Genomic DNA, 25,271 nt, shown 5'->3' on the forward strand with positions numbered 1-25,271 from the left:
GCGGCGTTTTGCGCTGGTCGGAGAGGGAAAAGCTCTCGCCGCTGCGGCCGGCCGCCGTCTTTTCCCTTGTTTGCCGGGCCGACGGCGTTGGATTATGAGACAACGGCAAGGCGGGTGGGCATGAGCGATCTTGGCGAGGCAACGGCGGACGGACCGGTGGCGGACGATGGAGGGACGGCGGCGGTGCGACGGACGGGCTGGCGGATCTGGCTCAGGCGGCTGACGACGGTTGCCGCGGTGGCGGTGCTGCTGCCCCTGGTGCTGACGCCGCTCTATCTGGTCGTCCGGCCGGTCTCGACGCTGATGGTCTGGGACCTGCTGACCTTCCAGGGCTACAGCCGCCAGTGGGTCGACCTCGACGACATCTCGCCCAGCATGAAGCAGGCGGTGGTGATGAGCGAGGACGGCCAGTTCTGCTTTCACGACGGCGTCGACTGGGGGCAGCTGAAATCGGTGCTGAGCCGCGACGGCGGCCCCAACCGTGGCGCCAGCACCATCACCATGCAGACGGTGAAGAACGTCTTCCTGTGGCCGTCGCGCTCCTACATCCGCAAGGGCTTGGAAATCCCGCTCGCCCTCTATGCCGATCTCGTCTGGTCGAAGCGGCGGACGCTGGAGATTTATCTCAACATCGCCGAACTCGGCCCCAACATCTACGGCGTCGAGGCGGCGGCACGCTATTACTTCAAGAAGCCGGCGGCGAAGCTCGGCCGGCGCGAGGCGGCGCTGATCGCCGCCGCCCTTCCCAATCCGGCCATCCGCAATCCGCTGAAGCCGAGCCGGGCGCAGGCGCGGCTGTCGCGCGTCATCGAACGTCGCATCGTCCAGTCGGGCGCCTATGTCGAATGCCTTCAGCGGTGAGCGAACATCGGGATTGCGACGGAGCGGCGCACTTTTTTGCCGGCAGGCTATGGCAAAGTGGCGCCACACTCTGTATAAGGCCGCATCTTTAGGAACGAGCGCCCGCGCGCCCGGACGGTGAACCGTTGCGGTCCCTGTCCGATACGGGCGATGGAGTAGAAGACAATGGCAGTCCCCAAGCGAAAGACCTCGCCGTCCAAGCGCGGCATGCGTCGGTCCGCCGATGCCCTGAAGCAGCCGACCTACGTCGAGGACAAGACCTCGGGCGAGCTGCGCCGTCCCCACCACGTCGATCTCAAGACCGGCATGTACCGCGGCCGCCAGATCCTGGCGCCGAAGGAAGCCTGATCTCCGGCCGCGCGGCGGCCGGATCGACTTAAAAAAAGGCCGGTGCTTCGCGCCGGCTTTTTTGTTTTTCGAGGAAGCGTCAGGCTCAGTATTCGGCGGCGCCGAAGAAGCCGGGCTCGAGGTCGGTGACGCGGCGATAGCCGTCGCGATAGAGCGCGTCGGCGCGGGCGGCGATCTGCGCGGGATCGCGGCGGACGCGGCGCTCGCCGGTCATGGCGTCGCCGAGGCCGAGCGCGGCGAGCTGGGCCAGGAAGGGCGTCGAGGCGGCATCGCCGGCCGAGGCGGCACGGCGGCCGGCCGTTTCCTCGCGGCGCGTGGCCCTGATCTCGACGACGGCGGTGGACGGCGTCCGGTCGCCGGCTGCCTCGACCGGCTCGACGTAGCGGCCGGCGGCGCGGGGACGGGCAACGCGCTCGCTGCCGAGGCTCTGTCCGATGGGGCCGACCGATCCGATCATAGTCGCGGGCCTTTCAGGAGGCTGTGCCGTTCCGGCACGGAATGAACCGACGCGAGAGAAGCCGAGCAACCGCCGCGCCACCCTCCGAGAATGATTAACAAAGGGTTAACGCGCAAGAGGGGACGCCGGAAAATCGCCGGCCGCGCCGGCGTCGGCGACGGGGCGAGGCGAAATCGCGGGTTCCCGTGGCCGCGTCGTTGCGCTAGGTGTTCCAAAACGGCGAGGACGGCGGCAGATGGAAGACGATGTCGGTCCAGCGGAGGGACAGGGGCTCGGCGGCGGCGCGGTCGGCGCGGCGATGGCGGCGGCTGGCATCGCCGCCTATCAGCACGACTACGCCGAGGACCGGCTGCACTGGTCGGCCAACGCCGGCGAGGTGCTCGACCTGCCGGTCTACGAGGTGCCGCTGTCCGGCCGGGCGCTCGGCCGGCTGATCGGGCCGCAGGCGGCGACGCTGCGGCTTGCCGCGACGCCGCCGCCGGTGCTCTCCGCCGACCGCATCGGCCCCGACTATCGCGTCGTCTACGATCTCAGCCCGCGCGGCGGCAAGCCGCAGGGCGTGCGCGTCGAGGAAAGCGGCCGCTGGTTCGGCCCGCCCGGCGGGCCGGCGCTCGGGGCGCGCGGCACGGTGCGCGTGCTGCCGCGCGACAACGAGACGGCGGCGCCGGCCCGCCTCTACGGTCCCGACCGGCGTCTCGACCGCGACGAACTGCTGCAAACCCTCGACGACCGGCTGAAGCTGCTGGAGGCCGAGGGCGGCCGGGCGGTGTTCCTGATCATCGCCGTGCTGGATATCGGCCGCATCAACGCCAACTTCGGCTACGAGGCCGGCGACCGGGTGATCGACGCCGCCGGCGAGCGCATTCTGAGGCGCATGCGGCAGGGCGACGTGTTCGGCTCATTCTCCGGCCACAAGTTCGGCGCCATCCTCTACGACTGCGACGAGCACGCGCTGGTCATCGCCGCCGAGCGCTTCCGCGAGGCGGTGCGCGACGGGGCCATCGACGGCGACGGCGCCGCCGTGCGCGCCGACATCGCCATCGGCGCGGTGATGCTGCCGCACCACGCGATCACCGGCGCCATGGCCGCCAACCGCGCCGAGGAGGCGCTCGGCGAGGCGCGACGCGACATCGACCGCTATCTCCACCTCTACGAGCCGTCGGCGGCCCGCGACGCCGCCCGTCGCCGCAACGTCGAGATCGCCGAGGCGATCCAGCGCGGCCTTGCCGAGGATCGCTTCGTGCTGGCCTATCAGCCGATCGCCCGGACCGGCGATCGCGCCATCGTCTCCTACGAGGCGCTGACGCGGCTGGTGCTGCCGTCGGGCGAGATCGTCTCCGGCGGACCCTATGTCGAGGCGGCCGAGACGCTCGGCCTGATTCGCCGGCTCGACATGCGGGCGCTGGCGCTGGTGATCGCCGACCTGCACGCCTCGCCGGCCCTGCGCCTCTCCGTCAACGTGTCGCCGGAGACGCTGGCCGATCCGGCCTGGCTGTCGCTGCTGGTGGCCGGCGCGCGGCGCGGCGGCGACGCCTTGAAGCGGCTCACCATCGAGATCACCGAGACGGCGGCGCTCGGCAGCCTCGACGACCTCCGTCACATGGTGGCGACGGTGCGCGACATCGGCTGCCGCATCGCCATCGACGACTTCGGCTCCGGCCACACCTCGCTCAGGATGCTGCGCGACCTCAAGCCGGACTGGCTGAAGATCGACGGCGCCTTCATCCGCGACATCGGCCGCGACGGCGATGCCGTGGTGTTCGTGCGCGCGCTCTCGACGCTGGCCGCCCACTTCGGCATCCGCACCGTCGCCGAGTTCGTGCAGGACGAGGCGTCGGCGGCGCTGCTGGCCGATCTCGGCATCTCCGCCTTCCAGGGCCGGCTGATCGGCGAGGCACGCCTCCGGGTGGGGCCGGAGCCGAGCCTGCTCGACGACCTCGACGAGCCGGCGGACGGCGGCTGGCTCAGGGGGGCGCTCGTCGTGGCGCCGGCCTGAAGATCATCGTTCCCTGGGGCGTCATTCGGGTGCGAGACGGTCGAGCCGCCGCCGCATGGCCTCCAGCTCGCCGCGCAGCGCGTCGATGTCGGCGGCGCGGCTTTCCGGTTCCGGCGCCTCGCCGGGCAGGGCGGCGCGCACCGCCCGCTCGAAGGATTCGGCGTTGAGACGGGCCTGCTCGCCCAGCTTCTCGCCGAGCGCCTCGCTGGCGATGCCGCGCATCTTGCCCTGCTCGCGGGCGAACTGGCCGATGGAGTATTCGAGGAAGGCCGGCACCATGGCCTGCAACTCGTCGCCGTAGAAGCGGATCAGCTGGCGCAGGAAATTGACCGGCAGGAGATGCGGCCCGCGCGTCTCCTCCTCGAGGATGATCTGGGTCAGCACCTCGTGGGTGATGTCGTCGTCGCTCTTGGCATCGATCACCACGAAGTCGACGTCGGCGCGCACCATGGCGGCAAGGTCCTGCAGCGTCACGTAGCTGGAACTGCCGGTGTCGTAGAGCCGCCGATTGGCATACTTCCGGATGACGGTGCTCTGCCGCATCTTCGACATGGAGCGCTTCCCTCGACGCGCCGCGTCGCCCACGCGGCACCGCCACCATAAAAGCAATGATGTGCCGCGGCCAAGCCTTTTGCGCTGCGGGAAAGGCTTCTCCCATCGGCTAAGGGCGCAAGGGTTCCAAACGTCGAAAGGACTGGTATTGTGGTGCCTTGCGCCGGAGCCGGGGGAAAGGCGCGGCGCGCGCCGACGAGGTTCGGGGGATCGGCATGCTTCGCGTTGTGACGGCCTTGTCGGGGCTGGTGCTGGTCGTCCTGGTTCTCCGCCTGGCGATGGCGCCGGTGTTTCCGCTCGACAAGTTCATGGCGCCGGCCATCGCCGCCTTCGAGGCCGACACCGGCACGGCGGTCAGCGCCGGCACCGTCGATCTCGATCTCTTGCCGACGCCGCGCGTCGTCGCCAGCGACGTCAGGATCGAGTTGCCCGACGGCCTCGGCGAGGCGCGCGCCGACCGGCTGGTGCTCTCCCTCCGGACGCTGCCCTTCCTGTCCGGTTCCGCCGAACTGTCCGGCGTGGCGGTGGAGCAGCCGGTGCTGCGCCTGACTCTCCGGGGCGGCGACCTCGATCCGGCCAAGGCGGTCGCCACTTTGACCGGCCTCGCCGGCAGGGCGGCGACGCGGCGTTTCGCGGCGACCGGCGGACGGTTGGAGCTATCCGCCGACGGCCGCGACTGGCGCCTCGACGATGTCACGGCGTCGGCGCTGCGGACCACCGACGGCGACCGGCTGGCCATCGGCGCGGCACTGTCCGGCACGCCGCTGTCGCTGATCCTGGAGACCGGCGCCACCGGTGCCGTCCGCCTGCGGCTGGCCGCGCCGGCCGGCGGCCTCGACCTCGACGGTGGCCTGACGAACGGCGCATTCGCCGGCCGCCTGACGCTGTCGGCGCCGGATGTCGCGGCGTCCGGCCCGGCGCGCGTCGCCGGCGCCGCCATCCTGACGCCCGGCCGCGTCGAGCTGGTGGATGCCGACGCCACCCTTCTCGGCGGCACCGGCCGGCTGTCGGCCGCCCTCGACCTGACGGCGCCGCGCGCCGCCGTCGATCTCCATGCCGCCTTCAAGCGCCTGCCCGTCGATGGCCTCGCAGCGCTCGCCCGCCTTGCCGCCGGTCTCGGCTTCGATCCGGCGGCCGGGGCCGCGCCCATCGATGCCGGCCTCGACCTGAAGCTTGCCGAGCTGGCCTTTCCCGGTGGCGGCGTCCGCGACGTCCGCCTGACGGCGGTCGGCCGCGACGGCCGCTTCGGCGCGGTGCTCGACGGCGCGGCGCTCGGCAATGGCAGCCTGTCGGGCCGGATCGATCTGGTGCCCGATGCCGGCGGCCGGCGGCTCGGCGGCACCCTGGTCGCCAAGGAAATCGCCCTGCGCGACGTGGCGGCGCTGGCCGGCGCCGCCACGCCGCTGGCCGGCCGGATATCGGCCGATCTCCGTCTGTCGGCGCGCGGCCGGTCGGCGGAGGAGCTGGCGGCGACGCTGGCGGCCGACGGTGCCGCCACGCTGCGCGACGGCCGCCTGGCCGCGCTGCCGCTGATGGGCCTCGAACTGCCGGCACTGACCCGGCTGGCCGCCGACCTGACGCTGTCCGGCCTGGACGAGCCGGCCCGGCTGAGCGGCCGGGGAATGGCGCCGTCCGGCGCCGTGACGCTGGACGCCGCGGTGACGCCGCGACGGCTGTTCGACGGCGGTGCGGCGCCGGTGGTGCTGCATGTCGACGGCGCGACGCTGTCCGCCGCCTTCGACGGCGGCGTCGATCCCATTGCCGTCACGGCCGAGGGCACTCTCTCGTTGACCAGCCGCCGCCTGTCGGCACTCGCCGGCGTCACCGGCCTGACCGACAGCGCCTCGCTGGATGGCCGTCTCGAGGCGGGCATCGGCCGCCTTGCCCTCAGCGGCGCCCGGCTGATGCTCGGCGACGCCGCCTTTGCCGGCGTGCTCGATCTGACGACCGCTGGCGACCGCCCCCATCTGGCCGGCCGGCTGAGCGGCGACACGGTCGACGTGGCGGCGCTGGCCGGCGCGCTGGCGCGGCTCGGCAGCCTGGCACGCGGCATCGACGCCGATCTTGGCATCGAGGCGGCCCGCATCGCCGCCGGACCGGTGGCGGCGGCCGGCGGGCCGGTCGATCTCCGGATCGACGACAAGGGCGCCGAAATCGGCCTCGACAGGCTGTCGCTCGGCGGCGGCAGCGGCGCGGCGACGCTGCGCGTCACCAACGGCGAGCGGCCGGCTTTCGCGCTGAAGGGGAAAATCGACGGCACGCGGCTCACCAGTCTGGCGCCGCTGATCGGCAGTCGCGCCGATGGTGAGCTGACGCTGGCGGCCGACGTCAATGCGACAGGGACCACCGCTGCCGAACTCCTCGCCTCGGCCGGCGGCAGCGCCGACCTCACCCTGTCGCGCGGTGTGCTCGACGGCCTCGATCCGGTGGCGTTGCTCGGCCGGCTGGCCCGGAGCGTGCAGACCGGCTTCGGGTCCGATCCGCGGCGCGTCGCCTTCGACCGGCTGGCCGGCCAGCTCGCTCTGGCGGCGGGCACCATCCGGAGCGGCGATCTGGCCTTCTCGGCCGGCGATCTCCAACTGTCGGGCGCCGGCAGCCTGCGTTTTACGGACGGCGTCCTCGACCTGAAGCTGAAGCCGCAATTGAAGGGCTATCCGGATTTCGAGGCGCCGGTGGCGGTCAAGGGGCCGCTCGCCGCGCCGCGCCTTTATCCCGACCTGCCCGGCCTCATCGACGACCCCACGGTGGGATACGCGCGGCTTGCCGCGATGACGGGCGGCTTCTCGCGTCTCCGGACGGGCGCGGCACCGGCGCTCGAAGCGGTCAGGCCGGACGCCGTGACCTCGATGATCGACACGCTGACCGCCCCGGCCAAGCCGGCGGCAACGCCCGTGGGAGCGTCGGCCAGGCCGACGGAACCTCAGGAGGAAACGCCGGCCGAACCGGCCGTGGCGGCGCCGTTGCCGCCGCTTCGTCCGGCCGGGCGGGTTGCCGCGCCGCGCCGCCCCGCCGCTCCGCCGCCGGCGCTGGCCGACGGGCCGCTCGATCTCGGCGCGCTGGGCCGCTCGCCGGGCGACATCGTGCCGGCGAGAACGCCGTCAGGCGCCTGCCAGCCGGGACGCGACGGCCGCTGCATTCCCTGAGAGCGTCAGTCCTTCGGCATGGCGACCGGCGGCAGCTTGGGCGCCCAGCGGGTGAGCAGGCCGGCGTTGGTCACCACCGACACCGAACTCATGGCCATGGCGGCGCCGGCCAGCGCCGGCGTCAGCAGGCCGAAGGCGGCGAGCGGAATGCCGATCACGTTGTAGACGAAGGCCCAGAACAGGTTCTGCCGGATCTTGCGCGAGGTGGCGGCGGCGATGTCGAGCGCGGCGCCGACGAGGCGCGGGTCGGGGCGCATCAGCGTGATTCCAGCCGTCTCCATGGCGACGTCGGTGCCCGAGCCCATGGCGACGCCGACGTCGGCGGCGGCCAGCGCCGGCGCGTCGTTGACGCCGTCGCCGACCATGGCGAGGCGGCGGCCGGCGGCGCGCAGAGCCTCGACCTCGGCCGCCTTGCCCTCGGGCAGCACGTCGGCCCGCCAGTCGTCGAGGCCGGCGGCGCCGGCGATGGCGCGGGCGGCGGCCGGCCGGTCGCCGGTCAAGAGCAGCGTGCGGATGCCGCGCCGGCCCAGCTCGGCAACGGCGGCCGGGGCTTCCGGCCGCAGGGCGTCGGCATAGCCGAACAGGCCGATGGCCCGGTCGCCGGCCGTCACGTAGGCGAGCGTCATCTCCGGCCCGAGGCGGCCGAGGCCGGCCTTGTCGAGGTCGGCGTGATCGATGCCATGCTCGTCGAGCAGCGCGGCGGTGCCGATCAGCACCGTCTCGCCGTCGACGCGGGCGGACAGGCCCTTGCCGGGCACCGCCCTGACGTCCTCGGCGGCAAGCGGCGCGACGCCGTCCCGCGTCGCGCGGTCGAGCGTGGCGCGGGCCAGCGGATGCTCGGAGCCGGTCTGGGCGCCGGCGGCGAGCGCCAGCAGGCGGGCCGGATCGACGCCGTCCGAGGCGACCAGCGCCTGCAACTCGGGACGACCGGCGGTCAGCGTGCCGGTCTTGTCGAACACCACGGTGCCGACATGGGCGGCGCGCTCCAGCACCTCGATATCCTTGATCAGGATGCCGGCGCGGGCGGCAGCGCCGGTGCCGGCGACCAGGGCGGTCGGCGTGGCGAGGCCGAGGGCGCAGGGGCAGGCGATCACCAGCACGGCGACGGCGGCGGCCAGCGCCTGCTCGAGGCCGCCGCCGAAGGCCAGCCACAGAGCGAAGGCGAGGACGGCGACGGCGACCACCACCGGCACGAAGATCGCCGACACGCGGTCGACGAGGCGCTGCACCGGCGCCTTGCCGGACTGCGCGTTCTCGACCAGGCGGGTGATGCGGCCGAGCGTCGAGTCCTCGCCGACGGCACCGACCTCGACGGTGACGGCGCCCTCGCCGTTGACGGCGCCGGTCACCACCGGCCCGCCGACCGCCCGCAGCACCGGCAGGCTCTCGCCGGTGATCACCGCCTCGTCGAAATGGCTCTCGCCGGTGAGGATGACGCCGTCGACCGGCACGCGCTCGCCGGGGCGGACCAGCACGCGGTCGCCGGGCAACAGGCGCGTCACCGGCACGGTTTGGTAACTGCCGTCCTCGGCCAGCTGGGTCGCCGTCTCCGGGCGCAGCGCCATCAGCGAGCGCACGGCGCGGGTGGTGGACGCCTTGGCACGCTCCTCGAGGAACTTGCCGAGCAGCACCAGCGTCAGCACCACGGCCGACGCCTCGAAATAGAGATGCTCCTCCACCATGTGGTGGACCGTCGCCATCTGGTAGACCGAGAAGCCCCAGGCGGCGGTGGTGCCGAGCGACACCAGCACGTCCATGTTGGCGCCGCCGCCCCTCAGCGCGTTCCAGGCGCCGCGATAGAAGCGGCGGCCGGCCAGCACCTGCACGGCGGTGGCCAGCACCAGCTGCAGGTAAGCCGGCAGGATATGTCCGAAGCCGGCCATCATGGCGATCATCGCGACGATGAAGGGAGCGGTGAGCAGGGCCGAGACGGCGAGCAGCCGGCCGGTGCGGCGGCGGGCGGCGGTGGCCTCGGCCTCGCGCGCCTCGCGTTCGGCGCGGGCGACGACGGGGTCGTCGGAGCGCAGCGTCGCCGAGAAGCCGGCCCGGTCGACGGCGGCGGCGATCGTCTCGGGCGTCACCGCCGGCTCGACGGCCACGTCGGCCCGCTCCAGCGCCAGGTTGACGCGGGCATCGAGGATGCCGGGCGTCTTCTTCAGCACGCGTTCGAGGCGGGCGGAGCAGGCGGCGCAGGTCATGCCGCGGATATCGAAGGAACGGACGGAGCTTTCAGCGGAACTGGTCATCACACACCTCTGCACTCGCTATAGCAGATGGTGGCTGCCGGCCGCCCCGTCCATGTTCACTTCATCGTTCAACTATCCGGCACGTGTCCGGCGCGTCAGGCGCGCCAGTGCCGGCCGTCGAGGCGCAGGCCGAAGGTGTCCGGCCGGCGGGCGAAGTCGACGAGGCCGGCGAGGGCCGGCCGGTCGTGGACGATGATCGCCGTCGGCAGGCCGGCCATCAGCGCCTGATGCGGATACTTGTCCTCGAAGGCGGCGCGGAAGCCGCCCTGCTGCAGCACCTTGACGAGACGGGGGGCGATGCCACCGGCCAGATAGACGCCGCCGTGAGCGAGGAAGGTGAGCGCGAGGTTGCCGGCGATGCGGCCGAGATGTTCGGCGAACAGGGCGACGGTTTCGACGGCCAGGGGATCGCCGGCCTCGGCGGCGGCGGTGACGGCGGCCGGCGTATCGCAGGCGGCGAGCGACTTGTTGGCGGCGGCCACCGCCTTGTAGAGGCGAAGGAGGCCGGAGCCGCAGATGATGGTCTCGCCGGTGACGCGGCCGCCGGCCCGCTCGATGTGCGGCCAGATGGCGTAGTCGCGGGCGGTGACCGGCGCGAGGTCGATGTGCCCGCCCTCGCCGGGCACCGGCACCCAGAGGCCGGCGGCGTCGACGAGGCCGGCGGCGCCGAGGCCGGTGCCGGGGCCGATCACCACCTTGGTGCCGCGCGCCTGCGGCAGGGCGCCGCCGACGGCGACCAGATCCCTCGCCTTGAGGCCGGGCAGCGACAGGCCGAGCGCCTCGAAGTCGTTGAACAGGATGACGTGGTCGAGCCCGAAGCGCTCGACCAGTTCCTTGGGCGTCACCACCCAGGGGCAGTTGGTGAGCTGAGTGCTCTCCTCGCCGATCGGCCCGGCCAGCGCGAAGACCAGCGAGCTTGGCTGCGGCGCGCCGGCGTCGATCACCGCGCTCTCTATGGCATCGCCGATGGTCGGGAACAGCCGCGTCTCGACGGTGTCGAAGTGCCGGATGTCGGCGTCGGGATCGGTGAGAAGCGCGAATCGGGCGTTGGTGCCGCCGATGTCGGCGAACAGGACCGGAAAGGTGACGACGCTGGGGACGCTCTGGGACATCGTGATCTTCGCTCAGTCGGAGGGAACAGGGGCGGCGGAAACGGCGGCGGGGCGGGCGAAACCGCCGGCGCGGATCAGGAACTCCGCCGTCGAACGGTTGAGAGCCATCGGAATGTTGTAGACGACGGACAGGCGGGTCAGCGCCTTGACGTCGACGTCGTGCGGCATGGGCGACAGCGGATCGATGAAGAAGATGAGGCCGCCGAGCCGGCCCTCGGCGATCATGGCGCCGATCTGCTGGTCGCCGCCGAGCGGGCCGCTCTTCAGGCAGGTGACGTCGAGCGTCGGGCAGGCGCCGCGGATGCGGCTGCCGGTGGTGCCGGTGGCGAACAGGCGGAAGGCGGCGAGCCGCGCCTCGTGGGCGCGGGCGAAGGCGACCATCTCGTCCTTCTTGGCATCATGGGCGACGAGCGCGATGGCCGGGACGGCGGCTGCGGCGGTGTCGGTGCGTACGGTCATCGCATCCTTGACGACTGGAACTCGATCGGCACGCTCTTAGCGCCTTTCCCCCTGAAACGGTATCGATTTTGCTGCGCGCTCCTCGGAAATTTCGCCCGGCGGCGCGGCGAGGGTCGCCGGAACGCCGTCCCGATCGGGGCAAATACGTAAGGGGGTGGTTCGCCCTGGCCGCCGGCAGCCTTGCGCGGCGCTCGGCCGCGGCGTTCCAAGGGCGCGATTCCGCGTTTGCCGGCGCTTTGCCCGGTGCCGTCCGACATAGCCGAAAGCAGCATTCGACAATATTGTCCATTTGGTCAAAAACTGAAGAAAGGCGATGCAAACCGGCGGAAAGCGTGCTTAGTATGCGCCACTCGGGGGAGGGGCGTTTTCAACCGGATTTCCTCCGCCGACCAGCCCGAACGGGGGCTCCTTCCAAAAGGGGTGAGGAACACGATGATCAACAAACTGATCGGCGCTACCTTCTTCGCAGCCGCGCTGTCCAGCACGGCCATGGCGGCCGACATCAAGCCGGCGCTCGTCTACGGAACCGGTGGCAGGTTCGACAAGTCGTTCAACGAGGCGGCCTACACCGGCGCCGAGAAGTTCAAGGCCGAGACCGGCATCGACTATCGCGACTTCGAGCCGACCGGCGACACCCAGGGCGAGCAGGCGATCCGCAACTTCGCCTCCAAGGGCTTCAACCCGGTGGTCGGCGTGTCGTTCGCCTGGACTTCGGCCATCGAGAAGGTGGCGGCCGAGTTCCCCGACACCCAGTTCGTCATCGTCGACGCCGTGGTCGACAAGCCGAACGTCCGCTCGGTGGTCTACAAGGAAGAGGAAGGCTCCTTCCTGGTCGGCACCGTGGCCGGCCTGTTCTCCAAGACGGGCAAGGTCGGCTTCGTCGGCGGCATGGACATTCCGCTGATCCGCAAGTTCGAATGCGGCTACGAGCAGGGCGCCCGCGCCGCCAATCCCAAGGCCGACGTGCTGCAGAACTGGATCGGCACCACCGGCGCCGCCTGGAGCGATCCGGTGCGCGGCGGCGAGCTGGCCAAGGGGCAGATCGACCAGGGCGTCGACGTTGTCTACGCGGCGGCTGGCGCCTCCGGCATCGGCGTGCTGCAGACGGCCGCCGACCAGGGCAAGTATTCGATCGGCGTCGATTCGAACCAGAACTACCTGCATCCGGGCTCGGTGCTGACCTCGATGGTCAAGCGCGTCGATCTCGCCGTCTACAACGCCTTCTCCGACGTCAAGAACGACAAGTTCACCCCCGGCGTGCAGGCGCTCGGCATCAAGGAAGACGGCGTCTCCTGGGCTTATGACGACAACAACAAGCCGCTGATCACCCCGGAGATCCTGGCGGCGGTCGAGAAGGCCAAGACCGATATCGTCTCCGGCGCGGTCAAGGTGCACGACTACATGACGGACAACTCCTGCCCGAAGTGATGCCCCACTGACGAGGGCGCAAGGCTTGGCCGGTGTTCGGGCTCGCCTTGCGCCCTTTTTCGTATCCGGAGCCATGAAGCCGTGAGCCCATCCCCGACGCCCGCCATCGAACTCAATGGCATCGACAAGAAATTCGGCGCCGTCCACGCCAACAGGAACATCCATCTCACCGTCGCCAAGGGCTCGATCCACGGCATCATCGGCGAGAACGGCGCCGGCAAGTCGACGCTGATGTCGATCCTCTACGGCTTCTATCACGCCGACGCCGGATCGATCCGCATCAACGGCAAGGACACCGTCATCCACGACAGCCAGGCGGCGATCTCGGCCGGCATCGGCATGGTCCACCAGCACTTCATGCTGGTCGAGAACTTCTCGGTGCTGGAGAACGTCATCCTCGGCGTCGAGGGCGGCGCGCTGCTCGGCAAGGGCGTCACCGGGGCGCGGGCGGCGCTGAAGCGGCTCGAAGCCGACTACGGCCTCGAAGTCGATCCCGACGCCATCATCGAGGAACTGCCGGTCGGATTGCAGCAGCGCGTCGAGATCCTGAAGGCGCTCTATCGCGGCGCCGAGATCCTGATCCTCGACGAGCCGACCGGCGTGCTGACGCCGGCCGAGGCCGATCATCTGTTCCGCATCCTCGGCGTGCTGCGCGACCAGGGCAAGACCATCCTGCTGATCACCCACAAGCTGCGTGAAATCATGGCGATCACCGACACCGTGTCGGTGATGCGGCGCGGCGAGATGGTGGCGACGCGGCGGACCGCCGAGACGACGGTGGAGGAGCTGGCCGAGCTGATGGTCGGCCGCCGCGTGCTCTTGCGCGTCGACAAGGGGCCGGCGGCGCCGAAGGAGGTCGTGCTGTCGGTCAGGAATCTCACCGTCAAGGACGGCCGCGGCGTCACCATGGTCGACAACGTCTCCTTCGACGTCCGGGCGGGCGAGGTGGTCGGCATCGCCGGCGTCGCCGGCAACGGCCAGTCGGAGCTGCTTGAGGCGATCACCGGCATCCGCAAGCCGGCCTCGGGCGAGATTCTGATCCACGGTCAGCCGGTGGCCGGCTTCGACGCCGCCCGCCTCAGGGCGCTTGGCCTCGGCCACATCCCCGAGGACCGCCACCACATGGGCCTCGTCCTGAATTTCGAGGAGAGCGAGAACTCGGTGCTCGGCTACCATCGCGACGAGCGCTATGGCCGCGGCCCGCTGCTCGACCTCGACGCCTGCCGCGACGACGCCAAGGCGAAGATCGAGAAATACGACATCCGGCCGCCCAACTGCCGGCTGAAGACCGCCAACTTCTCCGGCGGCAACCAGCAGAAGATCGTCGTCGCCCGCGAGATCGAGCGCGACCCGGCGCTCCTGGTGGTCGGCCAGCCGACGCGCGGCGTCGACATCGGCGCCATCGAGTTCATCCACCGCCGGCTGATCGCCATGCGCGACGCCGACAAGGCGGTGCTGCTGGTGTCGGTGGAACTCGACGAGATCCGCTCGCTGTCCGACCGCATCCTCGTGATGTTCGCCGGCCACATCGTCGGTGAGAAGACGCCGGACACCGGCGAACAGACCCTCGGCCTGATGATGGCCGGCATTGCCGCGTGAGGCCGAGATGAGCACCGCGTCCGTACCGCTTCCCAACTGGATCACCTACGGCCTGATGCCGTTCCTCAACCTCGTGGTGGCCTTCCTGATCTCCGGCGTCGTCGTCTGGATCATCGGCGAGAGCCCGCTCGACGCCGTGACGCTGCTGCTGCAAGGGGCGCTCGGCAACGGCGAGGGCATCGGCTTCACGCTCTATTACGCCACCAACTTCATCTTCACCGGCCTCTCGGTCGCCGTCGCCTACCACGCCGGCCTGTTCAACATCGGCTCCGAAGGTCAGGCCTATGTCGGCGGCCTCGGCGCGGCGCTCGCCGCGCTCGCCCTCGACCACTACGTGCCCTGGTACGTGACCATGCCCTTCGCGGTGGCCGGCGCGGCGATCTTCGGCGCCGCCTGGGCGCTGATCCCGGCCTGGCTGCAGGCCAAGCGCGGCAGCCACATCGTCATCACGACGATCATGTTCAACTTCATCGGCGCGGCGCTGATGGTCTATCTCCTGGTCCACGTGCTGATCGTGCCGGGCAAGATGGCGCCGGAAACCCGCGTCTTCCTGCCCGGCGGCCAGTTGCCCAAGCTCGACTGGCTGATCGCGCTGTTCGGCGGCAAGCTCGGGGCGGCGCCGTTCAACGTCTCGTTCCTGATCGCGCTCGTCATGTGCGTGGCCGTCTGGCTGCTGATCTGGCGGACCAAGCTCGGCTACGAGATCCGCACGCTCGGCGCCAGCCCGACCGCCGCCGTCTACGCCGGCATCCCCTATGTCAAGACGGTGATCATCACCATGCTGATCTCCGGCGGCCTCGCCGGCATGATGGCGCTCAACCCGGTGCTCGGCGCCTCGGCCCGCCTGCAGGTGGAGTTCGTCGGCGGCGCCGGCTTCGTCGGCATCGCCGTGTCGCTGATGGGGCGGTCGCATCCGGTCGGCATCGTGCTCGCCGCCATCCTGTTCGGCGTGCTCTACCAGGGCGGCGACGCGCTGAGCTTCGACATGCCGAAGATCACCCGCGACATGATCGTCGTCATCCAGGGTCTGGTGGTGCTGTTCGCCGGCGCCCTCGAATACATGTTCCGGCCGGCCATCGTCCGGATCTGGCAGCGGCTCGGCAAGGCCTGAGGAGCGCGTCAATGGAAAACCTCGACCTGATCTCGATCCTCGGCTCGACCATCCGCCTGTCGATCCCGCTGATCTTCACCGCGCTGGCCGGCCTCTTCACCGAGCGGGCGGGCGTGTTCGACATCGGCCTCGAAGGCAAGATGCTGTTCTCCGCCTTCGCCGCCGCCGTCGCCGCCTTCATGACCGGCTCGCCGTGGATCGGCCTTCTGGCCGGCATCACGGTGTCGGTGCTGATCTCGCTGATCCACGGCTTTGCGGCGATCACCAACCGCGGCAACCAGATCGTCTCCGGCGTCGCCATCAACTTCCTGGCCTCCGGCCTCACCGCCGTCCTGGGGCAGGCCTGGTTCAGCCAGGGCGGGCGGACGCCGCCGCTCGCCGCCACCGCCCGCTTCACCGAGATCGTCTTTCCCTACGCCAACGAACTCAGGGACAGCGGCATCCTCGGCCGCTTCTACGCCAACGTCATCTCCGGCCACAACATCCTGACCTATCTCGCCTTCCTCGCCGTGCCGGCCTCCTGGTGGGTGCTCTACCGCACCCGCTTCGGCCTGCGCCTCAGGGCGGTCGGCGAGAATCCCGGCGCCGTCGACACGGCGGGCATCTCGGTCACCTTCCTGCGCTACCGGGCGACCATCTGCGCCGGCATCCTGTGCGGCTGCGCCGGCACCTATCTGTCCGTCGCCCAGTCGGCCGGTTTCGTCAAAGACATGTCGGCCGGCAAGGGCTTCATCGCCCTCGCCGCGCTGATCTTCGCCAAGTGGCGGCCGGTGCCGGTGATGCTGGCCTGCCTGCTGTTCGGCTTCCTCGACGCCTTCGCCAACTTCATGCAGGGCAAGAGCGTGCCGGGCATCGGCGAGGTGCCGGTGCAGATCTTCCAGGCGCTGCCCTACGTCTTGACCTGCGTGCTGCTCGCCGGCTTCATCGGTGTCGCCCGGCCGCCCAAGGCGGGCGGCGTACCCTATGTCAAGGAGCGCTGAGATGGCCGATTTCGATACGCTGTTCGCCGCCGCCAGCGCGGCGCGGCAGAAGGCCCACGCGCCCTATTCGCGCTACGCGGTCGGCGCCGCCCTCCTCGCCGACGACGGCCAAGTCTATGCCGGCTGCAACGTCGAGAACGCCTCCTTCCCCGAGGGCTGGTGCGCCGAGACGACGGCCATCGGCCAGATGGTGGTGGGCGGTGGCAGACGCATCGTCCGCGCCGTGGTGGTGGCCGCGCGCATCGACACGGCGTCCGTCGCCGGCGGCCGCTTCTGCACGCCCTGCGGCGGCTGCCGCCAGCGACTGGCCGAATTCTCCGGCGCCGACACCGAGGTGTTCGCCGCCGATCCCGATGGCGCCAGTCAGCGCTTCACCATGGCCGAGCTGCTGCCGGCCGGCTTCGTTCTGGAGGAGTGAACGATCATGACCGAAGTCTCCAACGCCGCCCGCGCGGCGGCGCTGATCGCCGGCAAGACCGACCTGAGGCCGATCGTCGGCATGGTGCTCGGCTCCGGCCTCGGCTCGTTCGCCGACAGCGTCGAGGACGCCGTCCGCTTTTCCTTCGCCGAGCTGCCGGGCTTCCCGGTCTCCACCGTATCGAGCCACAAGGGCGAGCTGGTGATCGGCCGCCTCGCCGGCCAGCCGGTGGCGGTGCTGTCCGGCCGCGGCCATTATTACGAGCACGGCGACGCGGCGGTGATGAAGACGCCGATCGAGGTGCTGAAGCTGATCGGCTGCCGCGCCGTCATCCTGACCAATGCCGCCGGCGGCCTGCACCTCGAAGTCGGGCCGGGCGAACTGATGCTGATCACCGACCACATCAACTTCACCGGCTCCAACCCGCTGGTCGGCACGCTCGGCGACGAGCGCTTCGTCGGCATGTCGCAGGCCTACGACCTCCGCCTGCAGGCGCTGTTCCGCGAGGCCGCCGCCGCCGAGGGCGTCACGCTGCACGCCGGCGTCTACGTCTGGTTCACCGGCCCGTCCTTCGAGACGCCGGCCGAGATCCGCGCCGCCAAGATCCTCGGCGGCGACGCGGTGGGCATGTCGACGGTGCCGGAGGTGATCCTCGCCCGCTACATGGGCCTTGAAGTGGCCGCCGTCTCCACCGTCACCAACCCGGCCGCCGGCCTGACCGACCAGGAGCTGAGCCACGAGGAGGTGAAGGAGGCGGCGCCGAAGGGGGCGGAGAAGCTCCGCCGCATCCTGCCGCGGGTGATCGCCGCCTACGGGGCCGCATCATGAGCTTCCTGCCGCAGGAGATCATCCGCAGGAAGCGCGACGGCGCCGCGCTTTCCCGCGACGAGATCGCCTTCATGGTCGAGGGCCTGACGGCCGGCTCGGTCACCGAGGGGCAGGTGGCGGCCTTCGCCATGGCCACCTTCTTCCGCGGCATGACCACCGACGAGCGGGTGGCGCTGACGCTGGCGATGCGCGATTCGGGCACCGTGCTCGACTGGTCCGACCTGCCGGGGCCGGCGCTCGACAAGCATTCGACCGGCGGCATCGGCGACACCGTGTCGCTGATGCTGGCGCCGGCCGTCGCCGCCTGCGGCGGCTTCGTGCCGATGATCTCCGGCCGCGGCCTCGGCCACACCGGCGGCACGCTCGACAAGCTCGACACCGTGCCCGGCTACAGGACGCAGCCGGACAACGACACGTTCCGCAAGGTGGTGCGCGAGGTCGGCTGCGCCGTCATCGGCCAGACCGCCGACCTGGCGCCGGCCGACAAGCGGGTTTACGCCATCCGCGACGTGACGGGGACGGTGGAGAGCATCGACCTGATCACCGCGTCGATCCTGTCGAAGAAGCTGGCGGCCGGCCTCACCGGCCTCGTCCTCGACGTCAAGACCGGCACGGGCGCCTTCATGGCGACGCTCGATGAGTCAAGGGCCTTGGCGGCCAGTCTGGTCAGCGTTGCCAACGGCGCCGGCCTGCCGACCATCGGCCTGATCACCGACATGAACGAGCCGCTCGGCACGGCGGCCGGCAACGCGCTCGAAGTGCAGCTCGCCGTCGACTTCCTGACGGGAAAACGCATCGACCCGCGCATGTGGGAGGTGACGGTGGCGCTCGCCGCCGAGATGCTGGTGATCGGCGACCTCAGGCCCGACGTCGCCGAGGCGCGCGTCGCCATCGAGGAGGCCTTCACCTCCGGCAAGGCGGCGGAGATCTTCGGCCGCATGGTGACGGCGCTCGGCGGCCCCGCCGACTTCGTCGACAAGGCGGACACCTATCTCGCCAAGGCGCCGGTGGTGCGGCCGGTGATGCCGCCGGCCGCCGGCACGGTGGCCGCCATCGACGCGCGGGCGATCGGCGTCGCGGTGGTCGGGCTCGGCGGCGGCCGCACCCGGCCGCAGGACGCCATCGATCCGGCCGTCGGCTTCTCGGGTCTCGCCGGCCTGCGTGACGACGTCGGTTCCGACCGGCCCCTCGGCTTCGTGCATGCGGCCAGCGAATCGACGGCCGACGCGGCGGCGGCGGCGCTGGTCGCCGCCTACACGCTGGGCGACCGGCCGGAGCGCGGCCCGGCGGTGATCGAGCGGCTGGGCGGCTGAAGGGTTTTCCGGGACGGTCGCGGACGGCGGCGCGCCCCGGCTTCACGAGAACAGGATGAGGCGCCCGGCGGGCGCCGGGGAGGATTCATGAAACGGGCCATCGTCATCGTGCTCGACAGCTTCGGCATCGGCGGCGCGCCGGACGCCGCCCGCTTCGGCGACGAGGGATCGGACACGCTCGGCCACATCGCTGCCGAATGCGCGGCCGGCCGGGGCGACCGGGCCGGGCTGCGGTCGGGGCCGCTCAGCCTGCCCAATCTCGAACGGCTCGGCCTTGGTCTCGCCGCCGAGCTGGCCACCGGCGTCCGGCCGGCCGGTTTTTCGCGCGAGACGGCGGAGGGCCGCTATGCCGCGCCGGCCGAGCAGTCGAGCGGCAAGGACACGCCGTCCGGCCACTGGGAGATCGCCGGCGTGCCGGTGCCCTTCGAGTGGGGCTATTTCCCGCCGGAGCCGCCGAGCTTCCCGGCCGAGCTGATCGACGCCTACGTGCGCGAGACCGGCGTGCCCGGCATCCTCGCCAACTGCCACGCCTCGGGCACCGAGGTGATCGCCCGCTTCGGTGAGGAGCACATCCGCACCGGCAAGCCGATCGTCTACACCTCGGCCGATTCGGTGATGCAGATCGCCGCCCACGAGACGCATTTCGGCCTCGACAAGCTGCTGGCCGACTGCGAGATCGCCCGCCGGCTGGTCGACCCCTACCGCATCGGCCGGGTGATCGCCCGGCCCTTCGTCGGCGAGACGAAGGACACCTTCAAGCGCACCGCCAACCGGCGCGACTATGCCGTGCCGCCGCCCGAGCCGACGCTGCTCACCCGCGTCGAGGCGGCCGGGCACAAGGTGTTCGGCATCGGCAAGATCGGCGACATCTTCGCCCACCAGAACGTCACCATCACCCGCAAGGGCAAGTCCAACGACGGCAATCTCGACCTCGGCATCGCCGCGCTGCGGGAAGCCGAGGGCGGCGATCTCGTCTTCGTCAACCTCGTCGACTTCGACACCGAATACGGCCACCGCCGCGACGTCGCCGGCTACGCCGCCTGCCTCGAAGCCTTCGACCGGCGGCTGCCGGAGGTGGAGGCGGCGATGGGCGACGGCGATCTCCTGCTGATCACCGCCGACCACGGCTGCGACCCGACCTTCCGCGGCAGCGACCACACGCGCGAGCGGGTGCCGGCGCTGTTTGCCGGCAAGGGCGTCCGGCCCGGCCCGGCCGGCCGGCCCGACAGCTTCGCCGACATGGCCGAGAGCGTCGCCGCCTGGCTTGGCCTCGCGCCGGGCTTGCACGGCCGCTCGCTCCTCTGACAGACACTTTTGAAAGACATTTCATGACCGAACCGACCGCCGCGCCTCCGGTGCCGAAGGCCGAACTGCACGTCCATCTCGAAGCCGGCGCCGCGCCGGCGCTGGTCCGCCGCAACGCCGACCGCTACGGGGTGGACGTGTCGCGCCTGTTCGACGACGAGGGCCGCTATCTCTGGACCGATTTCACCACCTTCCTCACCGCCTACGACCTCGCCGCCTCGGTGTTCCGGACGCCGGAGGACTTCGCCGGCCTTGCCGAGAGCTATCAGCTCGACGCGGCGGCGGCCGGCTCGGTCTACACCGAGTTCTTCGTGTCGCCCGACTTCGGCAACCGCTCCGGCCTCGGCTACCGCGCCTATCTCGACGGTATCGTCGAGGGACTGCGGCGAGCCGAGGCGGCGGCCGGCATCGTCGGCCGGCTGATCCCGCTCATCGAGCGCCACTACGGGCCGGAGCGCGGCGTCGAGGCGGCGCGGGCGGCGGTCAACAATCTGGTGCCGGAGGTGGTCGGCTTCGGCATGGCCGGCGAGGAACGGCTCTATGCGCCGCACGAGTTCCGCCCCGCCTTCGAGGTGGCCGCCGAGGCCGGGCTGCCGCTCACCTGCCACGCCGGCGAATGGTGCTCCTGGGAGGGCGTCGCGGCGACGCTCGACGCGCTGCCGGTGAGGCGCATCGGCCACGGCGTCCGGGCGATCGAGAACGCCGACCTCGTCCGCCGCATCGCCGCCGAGGGCATCCACCTCGAGATCTGCCCGGTGTCCAACGTGACGCTCGGCGTCTACGGCAGCTACGCCGACCATCCGCTCCTGAAGCTGCGGGCGGCGGGGGTGCGGCATTCGCTCAATTCCGACGATCCGCCGTTCTTCTGGACCTCGGTCGGCCACGAGTACCGGGTGGGACGCGACACGTTCGGCCTTTCCGATGCCGAGCTTGCCGGCGTCACCCGCATGGCGATCGAGGATGCCTTCTGCGACGAGGCGACGAAGGCGCGGCTCTTCGCCCGGCTGTGAGGGGGAATTCCGTGGAGATCGGGGTTTTTGCCGGTTTCGGCGGCGCGTCCGAGTCTCTATGGTCGCCGAAACGTCCATCCCCCGCGAGGAACCCATGAGCGTCAAGGTCATCGATCATCCGCTGGTGCAGCACAAGCTGACCATCATGCGCAAAAAGGAAACCTCGACGGCGAGTTTCCGGCGGCTGCTCAGGGAAATCTCGACGCTGCTCTGCTACGAGGTGACGCGCGACCTGGCGCTGACCGAAGTGGAGATCGAGACGCCGATGCAGCTGATGTCGGCGCCGACACTCGAAGGCAAGAAGCTGGTGTTCGCCTCGGTGCTCAGGGCCGGCAACGGCCTCCTCGAAGGCATGCTCGACCTGGTGCCGGCCGCCCGCGTGTCGCATATCGGCATCTACCGCGACCACGAGACGCTGCAACCGGTGGAATATTACTTCAAGGCGCCGGCCGATCTCTCCGATCGCCTGACCATCGTCGTCGATCCGATGCTGGCCACCGGCAATTCGTCGATCGCCGCCGTCGACAAGCTGAAGGAGCGCGGCGCCCGCGACATCCGCTTCGTCTGCCTGCTGGCCGCGCCCGAGGGCATCAAGCACTTCACCGAGGCGCATCCAGATGTGCCGGTGTTCACGGCGGCCATCGACAGCCACCTCAACGAGAAGGGCTACATCGTGCCCGGCCTCGGCGACGCCGGCGACCGCATGTACGGCACCAAGTAAGGTATTTTTCCGCCACGCATGACGAGGCCCCGGCCGCCGGCCGGGGCCTTTGTCGTTTTCGGGGCGGTTCAGTGCATCGAGGTGATCTTGATGATTGCCGGCGCCATGATGACGGCGAACAGCACCGGCAGGAAGAACACGATCATCGGCACGGTGAGCTTGGGCGGCAGCGCCGCCGCCTTCTTCTCGGCCTCGTTCATGCGCATGTCGCGGTTTTCCTGGCTGAGGACGCGCAGCGTCTGGCCGAGCGGCGTGCCGTAGCGTTCCGACTGGATCAGCGCCAGACACACCGCCTTGACGCCGTCGAGGCCGGTGCGGTTGGCGAGATTCTCATAGGCCTGCCGGCGGTCGGACAGGAAGGACAGCTCGGCGGTGGTGAGGCTCAGTTCCTCGGCCAGCGCCAGCGACTGGCTGCCGATCTCCTCGGAAACGCGGCGGAAGGCGATCTCGATCGACATGCCGCTCTCGACGCAGATCAGCAACAGGTCGAGGGAATCGGGGAAGGCGCGCTTGATCGACTGCTGGCGCTTCTGGAGCGCGTTGGAGACGAAGATCACCGGCAGGTAAAAGCCGATATAGGCGATCACCAGGCAGATGCCGACCTTGAAGGCCAGGGGGCGATCGATCTTCAGCACCACGAAGACGTAGAAGATGGCGACGGCCAGGAAGCCGAAGGGCAGTACGAAGCGGGCGAACAGGAAGGTGGTGGTGGCCGCCTCGCTGCGGTAGCCGGCCTGCTTCAGCTTCTCCTCGCCCTTGTCGTCGAGCAGCGCCTTCCTGAGCGACAGCTTCTCGACCAGGCTGCGCATGTAGGCCTTGGATTCCTTGCCACGCAGCGAGCCGCGCCCCTCCTCGGCGAGCCGGGCCCGTTCGCGCTGGCGGATCTTCTCGCGCTCGTCGGCCACCGCCTTCATGCGGGCCGGCAGGCGGTCGCTGGATAGAAGCGGCATGGTCAGGCTGAGGACGGTGGCGAAGATGGCCAGCGACACCAGGATGGCCATCAGCGTCACCGGATCGCGCAGGATGTTGATGATCGCGCCCATGAACGGCTCCTCAGAAGTCGAAAGCGATCATGCGCTTCATGATGAAGACGCCGACGGCCATCCACAGCAGCGAAACGCCGAGGACGATCTGTCCGATCGGCGCCGTGAACAGCACCATGATGTAGTCGGGGCTGGTGATGTAGACGAGTATGGTGACGATGAACGGCAGCGAGCCGATGATGCCGGCCGAGGACTTGGCCTCCATGCTCATCGCCTGGATCTTGGCGCGCATCTTCTTGCGCTCGCGCAGCACCTTGGCGAGGTTACCGAGCGCCTCGGAGAGGTTGCCGCCGGCCTTCGACTGGATGGACAGCACGATGCCGAAGAAGCTGGTCTCGGGCAGCGGCACGTGCTCGTACATGCGGCCGACCGCCTCGTCGATCGGCATGCCGAGCTGCATCGCCTCGACCACGGCGCGGAACTCGCTCCTCACCGGTTCCTTGGCCTCGGCGGCGATGGTGCGAAGGCAGTCGTTGAGCGGCAGACCGGCCTTGACGCCGCGCACGATCACCTCGACGGCGTTGGCGAGTTCGTCGACGAAGGCGGCCTGGCGGCGCTTGCGCTTGAAGTTGACGACGAAGCGCGGCAGGCCGACGGCGCCGACGAAGCCGGCGCCGAGCACCAGGAGCAGCGGCAGGCCGGCGATCAGGCAGAGGAAGGCGACGACGAAGCCGGTCAGGCCGCTGTAGAGATAGAAGCGGCCGATGGGCAGGCTGAGGCCGGCCTGCTGGAGGCGGAGCTGCAGGGGCGGGTTGGTCGACTTCGACGCCCGGTGCTTCTGCTTGATCTCCAGGTCCTTCAGCGTCTCCTGGACGTTGCGGCGACGGGCGGTCGGGGCCGCCGGCTTGGCCCGGTCGACCTCGGGCGCCGGTGCCGCCACCAGCGTGCGCCGCCGCTCGACCGCCGCGTCGCGCTCGATGCGGCCGTAGAGGAAGCCGTAGAGCAGCGCGGCGATCGAGAAGCCGACGAGGCCCATCATCGCCAGGACGCTGATATCTATGCCGAACAGCATGCTGCCTCTCCGGTGTCGCCGCCGGGCCGGCGGCCTTGTGCGATCAGGCGTAGGCGCCGGTCGGCGCCGGCGCCTCGGAAGCGTCGAGGGCGGCGGCGAGACGCCGCTCCTCGCCGTAGTAGCGGGCGCGATCCCAGAACTTCGGCCGGCCGATGCCGGTCGAACGATGGCGGCCGATCAGCCGGCCGTCGCTCTCCTCGCCGATGATGTCGTAGACGAACAGATCCTGGGTGATCACCACGTCGCCTTCGAGACCGACCACCTCGGTGATGTGGGTGATGCGGCGCGAGCCGTCGCGGAGACGCGCCGCCTGGATGACGACGTCGACCGACGAGACGATCATCTCGCGCACCGTCTTGGCCGGCAGCGTGTAGCCGCCCATGGAGATCATCGATTCGACGCGGCTGATCGCCTCGCGCGGCGAGTTGGCGTGCAGCGTGCCCATCGAGCCGTCGTGGCCGGTGTTCATCGCCTGGAGGAGGTCGAAGGCCTCGGGTCCGCGCACTTCGCCGACGATGATCCGCTCGGGGCGCATGCGCAGGCAGTTCTTGACGAGATCGCGCATGGTCACCTGGCCCTCGCCCTCGAGGTTGGGCGGCCGGGTTTCCAGGCGCACGACATGCGGCTGCTGCAGCTGGAGTTCGGCGGCGTCCTCGCAGGTGATGATGCGCTCGGTTGGCTCGATGTAGGCGGTGAGGCAGTTGAGCAGCGTCGTCTTGCCCGAGCCGGTGCCGCCGGACACCAGCACGTTGCAGCGGCTCTTGCCGATGATCTCCAGGATGGTGGCGCCCTCGGGGGTGATCGAGCCGAACTTGACGAGCTGCGGCAGCGTCAGCTTGTCCTTCTTGAACTTGCGGATGGTCAGCGTCGGGCCGTCGATGGCGAGAGGCGGCGCGATGACGTTGACGCGGCTGCCGTCGGGCAGGCGGGCGTCGCAGATCGGCGACGCCTCGTCGACGCGGCGGCCGATCTGGCTGACGATGCGCTGGCAGATGTTCATCAACTGCACATTGTCGCGGAAGCGCACGCCGGTCTTGACCATCTTGCCGGCCACTTCGATGAAGGTGGCATTGGCGCCGTTGACCATGATGTCGGCGATGTCGTCGCGGGCGAGCAGCGGCTCCAGCGGGCCGTAGCCGAGCACGTCGTTGCAGATGTCGTCGAGCAGTTCCTCCTGCTCGGCGATCGACATTACCACCGCCTTCAGCGAGATGATGTCACCGACGATGTCGCGGATTTCCTCGCGCGCCGTCTCGATGTCGAGCTTGGCGAGCTGGCTGAGGTCGATGGTCTCGATCAGCGCCGAGAAGATCGACGACTTGGTGTCGT

General features: G+C 70.3%; 22 protein-coding genes. 14 read left to right on the forward strand and 8 right to left on the reverse strand.

All coding sequences use genetic code 11. From position 1 onward, the window contains the following. The first annotated feature begins 120 nt into the window (after positions 1-120). On the forward strand, positions 121-861 hold the full coding sequence (gene mtgA, locus H512_RS0113240) for a monofunctional biosynthetic peptidoglycan transglycosylase (protein WP_026783866.1): 741 nt from the start codon (positions 121-123) through the stop codon (positions 859-861). Between the two features lie 165 nt (positions 862-1,026). Continuing rightward, complete coding sequence (rpmF, locus tag H512_RS0113245; RefSeq protein ID WP_026783867.1) at positions 1,027-1,209, forward strand: 50S ribosomal protein L32; 183 nt, start codon at positions 1,027-1,029, stop codon at positions 1,207-1,209. An 85-nt stretch (positions 1,210-1,294) separates the two neighbouring features. On the opposite strand, the gene H512_RS0113250 is transcribed toward rpmF, so the two are convergent. Next, positions 1,295-1,666, reverse strand: a complete 372-nt coding sequence (locus tag H512_RS0113250) for a hypothetical protein (protein WP_026783868.1) — start codon at positions 1,664-1,666, stop codon at positions 1,295-1,297. Between the two features lie 235 nt (positions 1,667-1,901). Here H512_RS0113250 and H512_RS23940 point away from each other — a divergent pair, with 235 nt between their 5' ends. After that, the gene (locus H512_RS23940) at positions 1,902-3,662 is read left to right on the forward strand and encodes an EAL domain-containing protein (RefSeq protein ID WP_053239843.1); all 1,761 of its coding nucleotides are present in this window, start codon (positions 1,902-1,904) and stop codon (positions 3,660-3,662) included. A 21-nt stretch (positions 3,663-3,683) separates the two neighbouring features. Here H512_RS23940 and phaR read toward each other — a convergent pair whose 3' ends face one another. Then, positions 3,684-4,214, reverse strand: a complete 531-nt coding sequence (phaR, locus tag H512_RS0113260; RefSeq protein WP_026783869.1) for a polyhydroxyalkanoate synthesis repressor PhaR — start codon at positions 4,212-4,214, stop codon at positions 3,684-3,686. A gap of 215 nt (positions 4,215-4,429) precedes the next feature. Here phaR and H512_RS0113265 point away from each other — a divergent pair, with 215 nt between their 5' ends. Next, on the forward strand, positions 4,430-7,357 hold the full coding sequence (locus H512_RS0113265; RefSeq protein WP_026783870.1) for an AsmA family protein: 2,928 nt from the start codon (positions 4,430-4,432) through the stop codon (positions 7,355-7,357). Between the two features lie 5 nt (positions 7,358-7,362). On the opposite strand, the gene H512_RS0113270 is transcribed toward H512_RS0113265, so the two are convergent. From H512_RS0113270 to H512_RS23945, 3 genes are all read right to left on the reverse strand, one after another. Beyond that, positions 7,363-9,603: a heavy metal translocating P-type ATPase gene (locus tag H512_RS0113270; RefSeq protein ID WP_053239844.1), complete on the reverse strand. Its 2,241-nt coding sequence runs from the start codon at positions 9,601-9,603 to the stop codon at positions 7,363-7,365. Between the two features lie 95 nt (positions 9,604-9,698). Next, entirely contained in the window at positions 9,699-10,715 is a 1,017-nt protein-coding gene (gene glk / locus H512_RS0113275) for a glucokinase (RefSeq protein ID WP_026783872.1), read from the reverse strand. Between the two features lie 12 nt (positions 10,716-10,727). After that, on the reverse strand, positions 10,728-11,174 hold the full coding sequence (locus H512_RS23945) for a methylglyoxal synthase (protein WP_053239845.1): 447 nt from the start codon (positions 11,172-11,174) through the stop codon (positions 10,728-10,730). Positions 11,175-11,606: 432 nt separating this feature from the next. On the opposite strand from H512_RS23945, the gene H512_RS0113285 reads away from it, so the two are divergent. From H512_RS0113285 to upp, 10 genes are all read left to right on the forward strand, one after another. Then, positions 11,607-12,602 (forward strand): BMP family lipoprotein, encoded by a 996-nt coding sequence (locus tag H512_RS0113285; protein WP_053239846.1) that lies wholly within the window; start codon positions 11,607-11,609, stop codon positions 12,600-12,602. 81 nt (positions 12,603-12,683) lie between these two features. Further along, on the forward strand, positions 12,684-14,201 hold the full coding sequence (locus H512_RS0113290; protein WP_026783874.1) for an ABC transporter ATP-binding protein: 1,518 nt from the start codon (positions 12,684-12,686) through the stop codon (positions 14,199-14,201). A gap of 7 nt (positions 14,202-14,208) precedes the next feature. Continuing rightward, positions 14,209-15,312, forward strand: a complete 1,104-nt coding sequence (locus H512_RS0113295; RefSeq protein ID WP_026783875.1) for an ABC transporter permease — start codon at positions 14,209-14,211, stop codon at positions 15,310-15,312. Between the two features lie 11 nt (positions 15,313-15,323). Then, on the forward strand, positions 15,324-16,292 hold the full coding sequence (locus H512_RS0113300; RefSeq protein ID WP_026783876.1) for an ABC transporter permease: 969 nt from the start codon (positions 15,324-15,326) through the stop codon (positions 16,290-16,292). Between the two features lies 1 nt (position 16,293). Continuing rightward, positions 16,294-16,710, forward strand: a complete 417-nt coding sequence (gene cdd, locus H512_RS0113305; RefSeq protein ID WP_026783877.1) for a cytidine deaminase — start codon at positions 16,294-16,296, stop codon at positions 16,708-16,710. A gap of 6 nt (positions 16,711-16,716) precedes the next feature. Further along, positions 16,717-17,538, forward strand: coding sequence for a purine-nucleoside phosphorylase (locus H512_RS0113310; protein WP_036791583.1), 822 nt, complete (start codon positions 16,717-16,719; stop codon positions 17,536-17,538). After that, positions 17,535-18,851 carry a thymidine phosphorylase gene (gene deoA / locus H512_RS0113315; RefSeq protein ID WP_026783879.1) on the forward strand — a complete coding sequence of 439 codons (1,317 nt, stop codon included), beginning with the start codon at positions 17,535-17,537 and terminating at the stop codon, positions 18,849-18,851. The genes H512_RS0113310 and deoA overlap by 4 nt, the downstream gene beginning before the upstream one ends. An 87-nt stretch (positions 18,852-18,938) precedes the next feature. After that, positions 18,939-20,156 carry a phosphopentomutase gene (locus tag H512_RS0113320; RefSeq protein ID WP_026783880.1) on the forward strand — a complete coding sequence of 406 codons (1,218 nt, stop codon included), beginning with the start codon at positions 18,939-18,941 and terminating at the stop codon, positions 20,154-20,156. Between the two features lie 23 nt (positions 20,157-20,179). Continuing rightward, positions 20,180-21,166, forward strand: a complete 987-nt coding sequence (gene add / locus H512_RS0113325; protein ID WP_036791586.1) for an adenosine deaminase — start codon at positions 20,180-20,182, stop codon at positions 21,164-21,166. 94 nt (positions 21,167-21,260) lie between these two features. After that, entirely contained in the window at positions 21,261-21,887 is a 627-nt protein-coding gene (gene upp, locus H512_RS0113330) for a uracil phosphoribosyltransferase (protein ID WP_026783882.1), read from the forward strand. A gap of 68 nt (positions 21,888-21,955) precedes the next feature. On the opposite strand, the gene H512_RS0113335 is transcribed toward upp, so the two are convergent. The 3 genes from H512_RS0113335 to H512_RS0113345 form a co-directional block, all read right to left on the reverse strand. Further along, on the reverse strand, positions 21,956-22,930 hold the full coding sequence (locus H512_RS0113335; RefSeq protein WP_036791589.1) for a type II secretion system F family protein: 975 nt from the start codon (positions 22,928-22,930) through the stop codon (positions 21,956-21,958). Between the two features lie 10 nt (positions 22,931-22,940). Beyond that, positions 22,941-23,939, reverse strand: a complete 999-nt coding sequence (locus H512_RS0113340; protein ID WP_026783884.1) for a type II secretion system F family protein — start codon at positions 23,937-23,939, stop codon at positions 22,941-22,943. Positions 23,940-23,985: 46 nt separating this feature from the next. Then, positions 23,986-25,271: TadA family conjugal transfer-associated ATPase (locus tag H512_RS0113345; protein WP_026783885.1), on the reverse strand; the 1,286-nt coding region annotated here is incomplete at its 5' end.

It is taken from the genome of Pleomorphomonas koreensis DSM 23070, from assembly GCF_000425185.1.
Taxonomy (GTDB): Bacteria; Pseudomonadota; Alphaproteobacteria; order Rhizobiales; family Pleomorphomonadaceae; genus Pleomorphomonas; species Pleomorphomonas koreensis.

Excerpts from the sequence above, each read along its gene's own strand:
- H512_RS0113250 (WP_026783868.1), bottom strand. The coding sequence starts at position 1,666 with ATGATCGGATCGGTCGGCCCCATCGGACAGAGCCTCGGCAGCGAGCGC.
- deoA (WP_026783879.1), top strand. The coding sequence starts at position 17,535 with ATGAGCTTCCTGCCGCAGGAGATCATCCGCAGGAAGCGCGACGGCGCC.
- phaR (WP_026783869.1), bottom strand. The coding sequence starts at position 4,214 with ATGTCGAAGATGCGGCAGAGCACCGTCATCCGGAAGTATGCCAATCGG.
- add (WP_036791586.1), top strand. The coding sequence starts at position 20,180 with ATGACCGAACCGACCGCCGCGCCTCCGGTGCCGAAGGCCGAACTGCAC.
- upp (WP_026783882.1), top strand. The coding sequence starts at position 21,261 with ATGAGCGTCAAGGTCATCGATCATCCGCTGGTGCAGCACAAGCTGACC.
- H512_RS0113335 (WP_036791589.1), bottom strand. The coding sequence starts at position 22,930 with ATGGGCGCGATCATCAACATCCTGCGCGATCCGGTGACGCTGATGGCC.
- H512_RS0113270 (WP_053239844.1), bottom strand. The coding sequence starts at position 9,603 with ATGACCAGTTCCGCTGAAAGCTCCGTCCGTTCCTTCGATATCCGCGGC.
- glk (WP_026783872.1), bottom strand. The coding sequence starts at position 10,715 with ATGTCCCAGAGCGTCCCCAGCGTCGTCACCTTTCCGGTCCTGTTCGCC.
- H512_RS23940 (WP_053239843.1), top strand. The coding sequence starts at position 1,902 with ATGGAAGACGATGTCGGTCCAGCGGAGGGACAGGGGCTCGGCGGCGGC.
- H512_RS0113295 (WP_026783875.1), top strand. The coding sequence starts at position 14,209 with ATGAGCACCGCGTCCGTACCGCTTCCCAACTGGATCACCTACGGCCTG.
- H512_RS0113300 (WP_026783876.1), top strand. The coding sequence starts at position 15,324 with ATGGAAAACCTCGACCTGATCTCGATCCTCGGCTCGACCATCCGCCTG.
- H512_RS0113265 (WP_026783870.1), top strand. The coding sequence starts at position 4,430 with ATGCTTCGCGTTGTGACGGCCTTGTCGGGGCTGGTGCTGGTCGTCCTG.
- H512_RS0113285 (WP_053239846.1), top strand. The coding sequence starts at position 11,607 with ATGATCAACAAACTGATCGGCGCTACCTTCTTCGCAGCCGCGCTGTCC.
- mtgA (WP_026783866.1), top strand. The coding sequence starts at position 121 with ATGAGCGATCTTGGCGAGGCAACGGCGGACGGACCGGTGGCGGACGAT.
- H512_RS23945 (WP_053239845.1), bottom strand. The coding sequence starts at position 11,174 with ATGACCGTACGCACCGACACCGCCGCAGCCGCCGTCCCGGCCATCGCG.
- H512_RS0113310 (WP_036791583.1), top strand. The coding sequence starts at position 16,717 with ATGACCGAAGTCTCCAACGCCGCCCGCGCGGCGGCGCTGATCGCCGGC.
- cdd (WP_026783877.1), top strand. The coding sequence starts at position 16,294 with ATGGCCGATTTCGATACGCTGTTCGCCGCCGCCAGCGCGGCGCGGCAG.
- rpmF (WP_026783867.1), top strand. The coding sequence starts at position 1,027 with ATGGCAGTCCCCAAGCGAAAGACCTCGCCGTCCAAGCGCGGCATGCGT.
- H512_RS0113320 (WP_026783880.1), top strand. The coding sequence starts at position 18,939 with ATGAAACGGGCCATCGTCATCGTGCTCGACAGCTTCGGCATCGGCGGC.